At 39.5% G+C, this 13,512-nt stretch carries 7 protein-coding genes; 3 read left to right on the forward strand and 4 right to left on the reverse strand.

Annotated elements, in window-relative coordinates; translation table 11 throughout:
- Positions 1–39: 39 nt before the first annotated feature.
- Entirely contained in the window at positions 40–1,788 is a 1,749-nt protein-coding gene (locus tag C7972_RS17225; protein ID WP_110357417.1) for a hypothetical protein, read from the reverse strand.
- A 112-nt stretch (positions 1,789–1,900) separates the two neighbouring features.
- Between C7972_RS17225 and C7972_RS17230 the strand changes: the two genes are divergently transcribed.
- The 3 genes from C7972_RS17230 to C7972_RS17240 all read left to right on the forward strand — a co-directional run bounded on the left by C7972_RS17230 (position 1,901) and on the right by C7972_RS17240 (position 6,070).
- Positions 1,901–2,413, forward strand: coding sequence for an RNA polymerase sigma factor (locus C7972_RS17230; protein ID WP_110357418.1), 513 nt, complete (start codon positions 1,901–1,903; stop codon positions 2,411–2,413).
- Positions 2,414–2,613: 200 nt separating this feature from the next.
- Positions 2,614–3,522 (forward strand): FecR family protein, encoded by a 909-nt coding sequence (locus C7972_RS17235; RefSeq protein ID WP_110357419.1) that lies wholly within the window; start codon positions 2,614–2,616, stop codon positions 3,520–3,522.
- Positions 3,506–6,070 carry a carboxypeptidase-like regulatory domain-containing protein gene (locus C7972_RS17240; protein WP_110357420.1) on the forward strand — a complete coding sequence of 855 codons (2,565 nt, stop codon included), beginning with the start codon at positions 3,506–3,508 and terminating at the stop codon, positions 6,068–6,070. The genes C7972_RS17235 and C7972_RS17240 overlap by 17 nt, the downstream gene beginning before the upstream one ends.
- Positions 6,071–6,224: 154 nt before the next feature.
- Here the strand turns inward: C7972_RS17240 and C7972_RS17245 are convergent, their stop codons facing one another.
- The 3 genes from C7972_RS17245 to C7972_RS17255 form a co-directional block, all read right to left on the reverse strand.
- On the reverse strand, positions 6,225–9,626 hold the full coding sequence (locus tag C7972_RS17245) for a DUF1080 domain-containing protein (protein WP_110357421.1): 3,402 nt from the start codon (positions 9,624–9,626) through the stop codon (positions 6,225–6,227).
- A 20-nt stretch (positions 9,627–9,646) separates the two neighbouring features.
- Positions 9,647–10,915, reverse strand: coding sequence for a Gfo/Idh/MocA family oxidoreductase (locus tag C7972_RS17250; RefSeq protein ID WP_110357422.1), 1,269 nt, complete (start codon positions 10,913–10,915; stop codon positions 9,647–9,649).
- 147 nt (positions 10,916–11,062) lie between these two features.
- The gene (locus C7972_RS17255; RefSeq protein WP_146216347.1) at positions 11,063–13,345 is read right to left on the reverse strand and encodes a LamG domain-containing protein; all 2,283 of its coding nucleotides are present in this window, start codon (positions 13,343–13,345) and stop codon (positions 11,063–11,065) included.
- Positions 13,346–13,512: the final 167 nt, after the last annotated feature.

A 13,512-nucleotide genomic window follows, 5' to 3' on the forward strand; every position in this document is an offset into this window, starting at 1 on the left:
TGAGGAAGCCACCCTTTTCCAAAAATTGGGGCAAAATTTTTATTTCTTTTCTAAAACAAGAACTTCTATGTTGTTCCCATTAATCATCTTTAACTCTACGCGATCATTGGTAATGGAGACAATTTTCCAGTCGTCCATTAAGACTTGCATGGCCGTAGCCAAGCCAAAATTAAGGTAACATTTCAGCTCTCCTTCACTATCCCTTATTATTCTCCAGAGTCCCGGATAGGCTGGTCCGGTTTCGCCTGTGGTAACATTCACGGCTAGTTCGGCCTGAAAGTCGAAGACAAAAGCTGCATAATTTTGGGTTTCATCATTATCGCCCTCCATATATTTTGCAATTATCCATTCTCCGCCCATCATGATATTCCTAATCTCGGCAACATCTTCATCGTCGGCGTTATTATCACAAACCCTTTCCAAGATTAGTTCATAATTCCCATCTTCTATAGTAAACTTTAAACGTTTATCCCTAAGATCGGACAATAACCATTCAAAACTCACCCCTGGCTCGTCCCCCATGGTAATGGCCATTACCAAACGCCCTTGGGCATTGGTCGTAATAGCCCAGGTACCTTCTGACATATCGGATTCGTTGCTCAAAGTAACCACCCCCTCGGCCTGAAAAGCGAACTCGTACCCCAATAACCTATCAAGGTCTTCGTTGTTCAGCATTACCTTTTTTATGACCCAGCTACACTCTTTTAAAATTTCCCTCAAGGTATCCGGTGTGTTATCTACGATACCACATGCCTTTTTCATTATTATCCGCTCCCCTTCACCGGCATACAACTTAATTTTACCATCGTCCAGATCATAAACAAACCACTCCAGGTCAAAATCGGCCAAGGCTTCAAAGTCCAACTTCAACAAGACCCTGTTCTCTCCAATTCTGGTACTCCAGGTTCCCGTTAAACTGTTCCCTGCCCTATCTTTCATTACGACCTTTCCGTCATCGGTAAAATTCATTACGTAATCAAAATACTGACCTGTATTGTCTATATTGGCCCGTATTACTTCATTCACCAACCATGGGCAGGCCACTAGGTACTCTTCCAAACGCTCTTGGGTAAAGTCATCATCATAATCGTCGTCCTCATCACATTCACTTTTGGCCGTTTCAATGGCATTGGCCAGTTCGGCATTATTGCTTACACTAATTTTAGTATCATCATATAATTCCAATGTAATAGGGAAATCAAAACTAAGTAGGTCATCATCACCACGTTCGGCGAAATAGCGTCTTAATTGCATATCATTTTCTACGGTAACATTCCCTGTTTGCTGTAGATTGATATCAAAGGAATATACAACAATAGGGTACACAAAATCTATACATTCTATATCATCGTCATCCCCACCTTCAACACACTCTTCAACCTTTTCACGAAGTTGTTCCTTGTTACTTATAGTTACTTCCGTATAATCCGACAAGGTAATCTGTATTGGGAATATAATTTCCAAGATATCATCATCTACCTCTACCTCATTAAAAAGCTGCTTTATCAACTTTAAATCTTCAATAGCATCTATTTTAACTTCCAGGCCATTTACATTTACCATATATGGAAAGTTGATTGCAATACAACTTGCTCCATCCACAATATTGTCATAAGAACCATCTTTGGACGACGTTCTTTTAATTAGTTGTGCCGTACTGGAACTTGCCAATATGGCTTCCTGGTTATCCTCTCCAGGCAATTCTTCAAACTCTTCCTGACAAGAAGTGAAATTTAATGCCACCAGAAGTAGGCTCCCGTACATTAAATATGACATAAACTTTTTCATAACGATTTGGTTTTTATTTGTTCGTATATATCTAAAACAACCCACTTTTAAAATACCCTACCTAATTTTTTGTTTTTTTTAAAATATCTTTGAAAAAATAAAACAGGAAGGATTGAAAGCTATCAAAGAAGAACATGTATGCGAGGATAAAGTTTACGCTTCAATCTTTAGCACCCATTCCAAAACGGTTTTTAATTACATATATTATAAGTTCGGCAATGAGGAAAAAGCGTATGATGTTGTACAAGAGGCCTTTATGAAATTATGGGAAAACTGTTCCAAGGTTGCACCGGACAAGGCCAAGTCCTATGTATATACCATTGCAAACAATTTATACCTGAATGTTATAAAAGCGGAAAAAGTAAGATTAAAATACGCACCGGATACCAATGCAATTGTAAATGAATCCCCGGAATTTTTATTGGAGGAACAGGAATATAAAGAAAAATTGGAACGTGCATTGGCAGCTTTGCCAGAAAACCAACGTACCACCTTTTTGCTAAATAGGATAGATGGAAAGAAATATGCGGAAATCGCGGAAATGGAGGGGGTAAGTGTAAAAGCTATTGAAAAAAGGATGCACTTGGCCTTAAAAACACTTAGGGACCAGATTGAAGGAATATAGGACAAAGAATTGAATACGGAGTAATGAGTAAATGGGCAATTGGGGTATTTTAACCTATTTAGGGTTAGAAAATTATCATTTTATACAGCAATCCCAAGACACGACACAAATATCGCTATACTAGTAGTAATTGTTAATTGTTAATTGAAAAGTAGGGTATTTTCAGTTTTGATTGTTATACCTATATAAAGCTAGAAACCATGCAGGAAAATTATTTGGCAAAATGGCTCAACAACGAACTCACGCAAGAGGAGTTGGTTAAGTTTAAAGAGACCGAAGAGTATGCCTCGTACATAAAACTACGGGAAGCCACCAATAATTTGGCAGCGCCTGATTTCAACATGGCCAAGGCTTGGGATGACCTCAACAAACACAAGGCTTCCACCAAGAAAAAAGTAATTAATCTTAATCCATATAAGAAATATTTGGGCATAGCCGCTGCCATTACCTTGATTATTGTTGCCTCCTTTTTGTACTATGGCAACTTGAACGAGGAAATAAGTACACAATATGCAAAAAGGACGGAAATATTGCTTCCAGATGCTTCGGAAGTTAGACTGAATGCAGATTCCCAAATTTCGTACAGCAAAAAGAATTGGACAAAAAAAAGGGACATAGCACTAAACGGAGAAGCTTATTTTAAGGTAGCCAAAGGAAAGCGTTTTACCGTAACAACGGAGCAAGGAACCGTAACCGTTTTGGGTACCCAATTTAATGTAGAAAACAGAAAAGGCTATTTTGAAGTAGCCTGCTACGAAGGTTTGGTAAGTGTTGTGTACAACAAGCAAGAAATTAAACTCCCAGCTGGCAATTCATTGGTGGTCATAAACGGAGAATTACAGGCCTTAAAAATACCAAATACAAAGGAACCCTCCTGGATAAGGAACGAAAGTAGTTTTAAAAGTATTCCCTTGAAATTTGTTTTGGATGAATTTCAAAGACAATTTAGTATTGAGGTCTCTACCAAAAACATAGATACCAATCAATTATTTACAGGATCCTTTAGCAATACGGATAAGGAATTGGCGTTGCAAAGTATTAGTACTCCTTCTCAGATCATGTATAAACTAGAGGGGAATAAAGTGCTGTTCTATGCTGAAACGCCATAAAGACCTTGTATTTCTTGTTGCCCTTTGTTTATCCCTTCTTTTCCCTTATTCCAACCGGGCACAAGATAATAGTGCGCCAAAAGCAAATCTAATCAGTTATTTGGAAAAACTGGAAAGGGAGTTCAACATAAAATTCTCCTATGCCGATCAGGACTTGCAACAATTGCAATTTTCTATTCCGGATACCAATTCCCTACCCCAAATACTTGACGAGCTTCGCAGTCAGACCCTATTGGACATCACTAAGCTCAATGATCGTTATTTTGCCATATCCAAAAGTAAGTTCATAGATATCTGTGCCAAGGTGATGGATAATTTTGAGAACAGCACCATCATGAATGCTACCGTGCAGGTTTTGGGCAACAATATATCGCAAATTACCGATCTTGAGGGGCAGTTTAGAATTAAGCAGGTGCCTAGAAATGCCAATATCGCCATAAAACACCTTGGTTTTAAGACCAAATATTTAAGTGCGGAAGAACTCCTGGACAATAATCCATGCAAGACCATATTATTGTCTCCAAATTATCAGCAACTGGAAGAAGTTGTTGTCTATCAATTCCTTACAACCGGTATCACTAAAGAACCGGATGCCAGCATTGAACTCAACACGGACAAATTTGGAATTTTACCCGGTCTTATAGAACCTGATGTACTGCAGACCATACAAGCATTGCCCGGAATTAAGAGTGTGGACGAGACCGTGTCCGACATCAATGTGAGGGGAGGTACCAACGACCAAAATTTAGTATTGTGGGATGGTATAAAAATGTACCATTCAGGACATTTTTTTGGTTTAATTTCTGCTTTTAACCCCTATTTGATAGATAATGTAAATATCATAAAAAATGGGACCAGCGTGCAATATGGTGATGGAGTGAGCAGTGTAATCAATATAAAGACCAGAAATAACATCAACGATTCATTCGTGGGAGGGGCAGGATTTAATTTATTGAGCGGCGATGTATTTGGACAGCTACCCTTTTCCGAGAAAGTTTCCGTTCAGTTTTCCGGTAGACGTTCTACCACAGATTTTATAAATACCCCTACCTACAATCGGTTTTTTGACAAAGTGTTTCAGGACAGTGAGGTCAAGGAAAATGGCAATTCAACCAATGCCGAAAATACAGTTAGGGACGAAGATTTCTATTTCTACGATTTTACGGGCAAATTGCTTTACGACATCAGTGAAAACCAGAAGGCGAGACTTAGTTTTATCAATACCAACAACCACCTTAATTACTCGGAAAAAACGGAGGATGCCACGGCCAAAAGTCTATTGGATCAAACCAATCTTTCCTTTGGAGGGAGCTTGGAAAGTAAATGGACTCCCAACTGGAGTACCCATTTAAACCTGTATTACACCCGCTACAATTTGGATTCCCAAAACATCCCTTCCCAATCCCAGCAACTTTTTCAGAGTAACCAGGTTTTGGAAAAGGCAATAAAATTGAACACCAAATACCACTTTGGCCCAAACCTTAATTGGTTGAACGGATATCAACTTAATGAGGTGGGCATAACCAACTTTACCCAAGTGAGCCAACCCCCATACAAGAGCAATATAAAAGGGGTGATTATGACGCATTCCCTATTTTCCGAGTTGGATTATAGATCCAAAAATGAAAAATTCAATGCCAGAGGCGGACTAAGATTAAATTACATTAAAAACTTAAAGACCTTTAAAACCTTTGACGAGTTTATTCTAGAACCCAGATTAAACTTAAATTATGCTTGGACAGAAGAGCTAAAGACCGAATTACTTGGAGAATTTAAAAGTCAGTCCACCAACCAAATAATAGATTTGGAACAAAATTTTTTGGGAATTGAAAAAAGGCGATGGATACTTTCGGACAACGAAATATTACCTATTACCAAAAGCAAACAAATATCCCTTGGACTAAATTATGACAAAAATACGCTTTATGTAGGTGTTGAAGGCTTTTACAAGAAGGTGGATGGCATAAGTACTGCTACACAGGGGTTTCAAAACCAAGATCAATTTAATGGCGAAATAGGAAAATACGACATATCCGGAATCGAATTCTTGATCAATAAAAAAACAACAACCTATAGCACCTGGCTCAGTTACGCCTATAACACCAACAATTATACTTTTGAGAATATAACGCCCCAGCAATTCCCCAACAATTTGGACATTAGGCACACCATAAGCTTTGCCGGCACCTATACTTACAAGAGCTTTAGAATGGGGCTTGGTGCCAATTACCACACGGGAAGACCATATACCAAACCACAGGAAGGCAACAACTCTATTATCCTGGATGTTTTCCCCAATCAAATCAATTATGAGGAGCCAAATAGTAGTAGACTCCCAGCCTACCTCAGGGCAGATGCTTCGTTTATCTACAACTTCAAGATAAGCCAAGGAATAAAATCGTCCGTAGGGGCTTCCGTCTTAAACCTATTGAATAAAAAGAATATCCTTAATATCTATTACAGGATAAATGAACAAAACGAAATTGAAACTATAGAAAGAGTTTCATTAGGCATTACCCCCAACTTTAGTTTCCGAATGAGCTTTTAGTTTTTCCAATATGTTCCTTGCAAAATAAATAAAGACGGGTAACTGCTTTAGAACCTTGTTGTTTACACAACTTGGATTTTTGCCATAAAAAAACCGGGAGTTATGGATTGTACCTATCCATAACTCCCGGTATATAAATAAATAATCAATAAAATTACTTGCTCAAATCCTTAATTCTAATATTCCTAAAGGCGAGTTCGGCACCATGGCCCAAGAAACCAATGTGACCTGTATTTCTTTCCAGGCCTGGGTGTTCCTTATGGTCTGCCGTCCCATTCTTGGACGCCTCCTTCCAATCCCCATCCACAATGACGGTGCCATTCAAGGTTACTTTAACATGATTTCCCTTAACGACAACCTCCTGCGAATTCCATTCCCCTACCGGATTCAATGCTCCTCTTTTTGCCGCCATTATTCCATATACGGACCCATGGTATTGGTAAGGTTTTAGATTGGCGTAAATTTCGGCCGTATTGTCCAAAATCTGCAATTCCTTACCTTCATAGGCAGCATCGCCCTTTAAGGGAGCATGAATACCCAAACCGTTGTTGGCGCCAGGAGTCAATTTAAAATCGAACCTGAAAATAAAATCCGAATATTCTTCTGCGGTATACAAATTTCCGTGACCACCCCTTTTAGGGCGTACCAATAACTCATTGTTTTCCATAACATAGTCGGTTTTATTGCCGACCCAATGATCAAGATCCTTTCCATTCAGCAAAGATTTAAAACCTTCTTTCTTTTCCTCTTCGGTCAATAGATCATCACCAGAACCAATTTCCCTTACATAAATATTCCTAAAGCCCAAGTCTTCCCCGTGAGCCTGTAGCTCAATGGCCTCTTTTGCAAAAATTGCCTGTTTGCGATCCCAATAGTTTTCCAAAACTACATTATCCGTTACCAAGACTCCATTTAAGTGTATCGTAACGCGCTCACCCACCATTTTAATCCTAAAGGTATTCCATTCATCAATGGGGTTGTCGGCCACCTGCAAAGGCTTACTCTCATGTTTTTGATTATTGTACAAACCACCTGACCCCACTTGGGCACCAACATTTACTCTGGCAATGTCCCATATTTGAACCTGGGGCGTACCCCTTAAATAAATACCACTATCGCCTCCGTTGGTAATCTTCCAATCTACGAGCATTTCAAAATCGCCATAATCCTTAATGGTACAAATATTATTATATCCTTCCCCTTTAAAACCGATAACACCGTTTTCTATATACCAATCTTTCATCATCTGTTCATTGGCCTTGGCCTGTTCTGCTGCCAATTTTCTGGAAGACATTTTGGACCGTGCTATTGGATTTTGTACCAATCCTTCCCATCCTGTAAAGTCCTTGCCATTGAAGATCGATACAAAGCCTTTCTCATTGGGCATTTTATCCAAAAACTCCTTCACGTCAATTTTAATATACTGGCTATCTGGACCTGTAAGGTTGTCTATACTTCTAGATACAATATCCCTTACCACTTCCCCGCTTAGGCCATCCTGTTTACCAGGGGTAGGCAAAGCAATGGCTATAGCTACATTTGAAGCGGTTGTTAAAAGTTCCTTATCTTGTAAATATTCCGAAACAAAAATTAGGGAAAGGAAGGTTTTTATATTCCTTACCGCAGAAAGCACTTGCTTTTTTTCTGCGAGGGTTTTGGCCTCAGGCATCAGCTTCCTAACCAACAACAATTTCTGATCATCCGGATAATCCGATTTTCTGACCTTGGCAAGATAATTGGTAAAAGCATTTTTTCTTATTGCACCATCAGTACTAGATGTGGCCGACCTAAATAGATATGGCAAAGCATCATTGTTTTTCCAGTTGGACAAGGCATCCAAAGCAATCATTTTTTCACTATCATTACCTTTAGAAAGGCTTTGGGAAACCAATTCCAATGCTTCCTGATTACTTAAGGAAGCCAGTACCGGCAATAATTTTGACTTATCCGCGGCCTTTTTATACTCCTTGAAGACAGCATCCGCATATTTGCCATTACTTTCATCCAGAATACCCAAAAGGGCCTGCTGTGCATTATTTATGTTTTCGGCCTTATCGGTCTTGTTCAACAGATTAACCAAGGTGGAAAAATCCTTATCCGTTGAAATAGATGGCAAAGCCCTGTATACTGCACCAGCAACCTTTTCACTTCCTGAATCGATAACCGCTACCAGTGTATCAAATTGATCAGTGGCATTTCTGGCCGCCAAGACATTTATCAATACTTCCTTACCGGCCTCATTTACATTGGGGAGCTGACCGGCCAATAACCCACTGTCCTTGGCATCGCACAATCTTAACAAGCTTTCCTCTATAGCCTTATATTCCACAGGGGTAGTGGCCTGTTTTAAACTGTTGAACAATACTGGTAAGGCCTTGTTCTTTTCTTGATAGGACAAAGATTTTATTCCTGCCTCACGTACAGCAACATCCTTGTCTTCCACCGCCTTCAAAACAACCTTATCAAAAACAGCCATTTCCTTGCTTTTACCAAGCATTCTAATTATAAGCGGTTTAATTTCTATTGATGATTTCTTATACTGTTTTACCCATAGTGCAACCTCCGTGGACGTAAGATCGGAGCCGGCCGCATCCAGCACGGCACCAACATAATTCTTATTGCTGTTCTTGGACTCCTTTAACAAGGTCTTGGTAAAGGCTGTGCCTTCATTCTCACTCAATATATGAATTCCCGCAGATCGATAATGCAGTTGGTCATCCATCCTGCAATTTTTGAGCAAGGCGTTGGCCACGGTATTACTTAAAACTTTATCGCCTTTCTTTTGCAATTTATTGCCATAGTGGATAAAGGCTATAATACTTTTGGAGTCATCCAATTGATAATTGGAGCTAGAAACAGCTTTTTCCAAGACCTCATAGGAAGTTGGACTTCCTATTTCGGCCAAAGCCATCAAGGCTCTTTCTTGTACTATTTTCGAAGATGAGTTTACACTAGCTTTCAACACTTCTTCCGCAGGAGCAAATTGTAGTGCGCCCAAAGCCTCAATAAAAGCAGCTTGTTTATTTACATCCCCTACCTCCGTAGCTTTCAAAATTGCCAAGGAAGCGTCAGTGGTACCTATGGCCGTTAAAGCGGCCAATGCTGGCTTAAACAAGTCGTTATTGGATAGATACCCCTTTAAAACTGGAACACTTGCATCGGTTCCAACATAAATTAGTCGGTCCATTAAAAAGGTCTTTACCTCCTTGTGTTTAGCCGCCCCCACCGCATGTAACAAGGCCTTTTCAACCACAGAGTTCTGAATTTTTGGTTGTTTCCCACCACTATAAATAGACACACTCTGAATGGCGTATCTGGCCTGGGTATCATTTCCACTTCCCAAAGGAACCAGCTTATCGGTAATTTTTAGGATCCCATCCTCGCCCAGATCAATAATCTCCTGCATTAGGCGATCCGAATGATCCAGGTCTTCCGTTGGTAATTGCATCAAAATATCGGCCACCTTGGTATCCAAGGTTCTATTGTCCTGTGCACTAATGGCAAATGTGCCTATAAATAGCATTAGCACACCTATGTTTTTATATAATGTATTCATTTTATATTTCTAGTATTTGGTTAATAAGCCCAAGAGGACCTCATTGGTTGATCTATTAATCTATTGGCTTCCTCATCATTGATAAATTCCTGTTTTACAGGATCAAACTCCAATGTACGTCCCAATCTCAAGGCGATAATACCCATGTTCACAACCGTTGCGGAACGATGGCCATTCTCTTCATTAAGGGCAAATTTCTGTCTGGTTTTAACCGATTCCGAGAATACGGTAATCTGCTCTTCAGGATCTGGAATACTATTGATCAAACCTTCTATATTGGGGATGGTCGACTTAAAACCGTTGTATATTTTTCCATTGGGCCCTTCAATATAGGCAGCATCCTTATCACTATTTTCACCGTCCAGGATAATTTGACAACCATCGGCATAGGTATAGGTAATTCTTCTCCAAGTCCCTATGGCATCATAGTGCTGCTCTGGTGCATCCACCTCCACTTTTACCGGACTGGTATTATCCTTTCCTAAAAAATATTGTACCGGATCAATATAGTGCTGGCCCATATCACCGAGCCCACCGCCATCATAATCCCAATATCCCCTAAAGGTACCGTGCACCCTATGTGGATGATAAGGCTTTTCCGGGGCCGGTCCCAGCCACATATTATAGTCCAACTCCGCTGGTACGGGTTGAGGCGTTAAATTTTCCTTTCCAACCCAATAGAACTTCCAATTAAATCCAGTAACCCCGCTAATGGTCACTTTTAACGGCCACCCTAAGGCACCACTATCCACTACCTTCTTCAACTTTTTTACCGGAGTACCCATTCCGTAAAAGTTATCCTTAAAACGGAACCAGGTATTTAAGCGGAACATCTTTCCATGCAATTGCATGGCTTCCACAACCTTTTTACCTTCACCTATAGTTCTTGTCATGGGTTTTTCACACCAGACATCCTTTCCTGCTTCCGCCGCCATAATAGACATAAGACCATGCCAGTGGGGAGGAGTAGCTATATGCACGATATCCACATCAGGTCTTTGCAAAACTTCCCTAAAGTCCCGATACCCCTTAACACCGCTTCCCACTTTTTGAAGGGTATTCGAGAGATGGTTGGCATCGGCATCGCAAATAGCCAAAAGTCTAGTCCCTTCATAATTCAAATGTCCTTGGCCCATACCCCCAACGCCTATTACGGCCTTGGTCAATTGATCGCTAGGCGGAATAAAATTTGTCCCTCCCATGACATGTCTTGGAATTATACTGATTCCTGCAGCTGCCACTAGCGACTTTCTAACAAATTCCCTACGGCTGGTTGATTTTTTATCCATCTATACTTATTCTATTAATTAATTGAAGTTTCAATATTTAAACCCACAAAGAAATAGTGACATGCGTAAAAAAAGGGGTAATATTTGGGGTAATAAAATTGAAAAAGAGGGAATTATATAAATATTTTCAAATATCCATGGGTGCTGTTAGGGCTTATTAACCACCATGTCCTCAAATTTAACCGTATATACCTCACCGTAAATTTTTTCATAAAGCTTAACAAAATTGTCATAGGCAGTATGTGCCAAACTCAATTTCCCCTGCCTAATAAGAATCTGCAATTTGATCTGTAGGGCATGCTCATTTAAATCATCGTAGATATACATCACGGATGCCAAGTTATACATTAAGGCGCTATGCGTATCCATGTCCAACATTTTTGAAATATCATAACAGAATTCTATGATTCTATTGCTCATATTTTCAACAATGGGATCCAGCCATGAATCGCTCATGTTTACAAAAAATCGATCTGACTTTAATATAGAGAACAATTGGGGCAATTGTTCTTCCAAATAAGGAACGGTTACCCCGCTACTACCCAAATCTTTCAAATAATCCAAAACCTCCTGATAATCGCAAAAACAATTTTTTCCTATTTCCAAATACCAACTTTTATCCCGAAATGTCAAATTCATTTCCTTGGCTTCGGACAAAATGGCCCTAAGATTCTGGATATTGGTACCCCTGGTATTTTTGGCATTCTTTGGGCTCATCCCTGGCCAAAGAGCTTCCGTAAGCTTTTTGGTACTAATTCCATCCTTGTCGCCAATACTATGCAACAAAATTATAACAAACAGCTGTTTTAACTTAGGGGACAATTTTTTGGCAATATCAACCCCTTCAGAATTTATAATGCGCAGAGCCCCAAAACAGAGTATTTTTTCCGTTGTACCAATTAACCTCTTATGATCCCTGTTGGCATGGTTTTTTACCCGTCCTACTGGTACCGACGACAACTTTGGCCTTATCGACCCCCTCTTCCTAAACTTTAACGCCAAGAAGATAAGTAAAAAACCAGCAATAGCTATTCCTATTTTCACATATAAGGATGATAATATAGAATTGTCCACCTCTATTTTTTGGTATTCCTTGGCAATTTCATGGGCATTGAGCTCACGCTCCCATATTTTAATATTGGTAAGATATCCCACAAAAAACTCTTGCCACAAATTACTTCCGATTAAAATATTATAGTCGGATGTATCATAGTCCTCAATGAGCTGTATCTCATCGGTCTGTACCCCATTTACAAAAAACAATAGTTCGTTGTTCACTTCGGAATGCACCAAGGCCACATGGGTCCATTTATTCAAGGGTACTGGGGATGACCCTGATATATAATCCTTTATTCCGGCCATGGTAAAGGTCAATAAACCTTCGTGCAACTTTAAAACAAAGTTATCCCCTTTCCCCAGTATACTATTGTTACTAGTTAGTACCGTGGGCTTGACCCATGCCAAGATGGTAAAACTTCCTTCCAAGGCCGTTCTACTGTCCAGTCCCGCATCAACATATGCCCCATCATCAAAATAACCCACCTTTCCGTGTACTTCATCGGATTGAATCTTTACATTATTTACGATAAGCTCCTTATCGTTTTTTCTAGTAGCATTTTTAATGATGGGTCCAAAAGTAAAATGATCGGTTAGACCGTATTCAAAATCCAATGGAAAACCAATAAACTCTTTAAGATTGCCACGGTTCTCAGGGGTCGTATAAATTATATCGGGTGAGAAATAATAGCCGGCTTTGTGAGGAATAAATACCGGCAAGTTTTCATTTAGATCTATTGGAAGACTAAAATGCCCATTAACAATAAGGTTGCTATGATTTTTGAAGCTAACCCCATTCAACAAGCCAACCTTGGATCTTACTGTTCCATATACCCTGCTCTTTTTATTCAAGTCCGAGATAAGTTTATCCGCGAAAGGGAACCACTCTGGATCAATTTGTATAAAATTGGGCATTTTTCCGGAGCGCTTCCAAATATCCACAATAACACTGTCATTTATAAATTCCTTATCCAACACCTTTACGGCCCCTAATTCCTTTGAAGTATCAAATTTGGCGGCATCTAGATCGCTGATCAGGGAATCCAACGAAATAGTTTCTATCTCTTGCAATGGTATCTGTGGAGCCCATGATTTGGACAGGAAGTCTTTGCCAAATATATTATCGGTCACCAAGATGAGCGAATCATTTTTTTTGGTCAATTGCTCCAAAAGAGTAGTGTAATTTTCCTGATAGTCAGAAATATAGACTGCTATAGAGGTTTTACCATTAAGAAGAACAGGTAAATTGTTACTTGTAATATGATGAATATCGATCAATACATGTGAATGTTGACGTATGTCCCACTTCTCCTCTTCTGAAAGAAGTCGATATTCCTGTGCCGTCCCCACTTTCAACAATAGAAGCAAAAACAACAAACAACATTTGGAAAATAGATTTCTTCTTAGCAATATTAACGTAATAATCCCTAAAAGGGCATTTGTATGAACTACGCAATTTACTAAGAATAAATAAAATTTCTCCTGCCGAAATTATCCGAAGTATATCTGTCCTGAACAATTTAATTTTAAGGCCTGAAAAT

The organism is Arenibacter sp. ARW7G5Y1 (assembly GCF_003201775.1).
Taxonomy (GTDB): Bacteria; Bacteroidota; Bacteroidia; order Flavobacteriales; family Flavobacteriaceae; genus Arenibacter.

Bases quoted from the DNA above. Each gene is read 5' to 3' on its own strand.
- C7972_RS17250 (WP_110357422.1), bottom strand. From the start codon at position 10,915: ATGGATAAAAAATCAACCAGCCGTAGGGAATTTGTTAGAAAGTCGCTA.
- C7972_RS17240 (WP_110357420.1), top strand. From the start codon at position 3,506: ATGCTGAAACGCCATAAAGACCTTGTATTTCTTGTTGCCCTTTGTTTA.
- C7972_RS17235 (WP_110357419.1), top strand. From the start codon at position 2,614: ATGCAGGAAAATTATTTGGCAAAATGGCTCAACAACGAACTCACGCAA.
- C7972_RS17245 (WP_110357421.1), bottom strand. From the start codon at position 9,626: ATGAATACATTATATAAAAACATAGGTGTGCTAATGCTATTTATAGGC.
- C7972_RS17225 (WP_110357417.1), bottom strand. From the start codon at position 1,788: ATGAAAAAGTTTATGTCATATTTAATGTACGGGAGCCTACTTCTGGTG.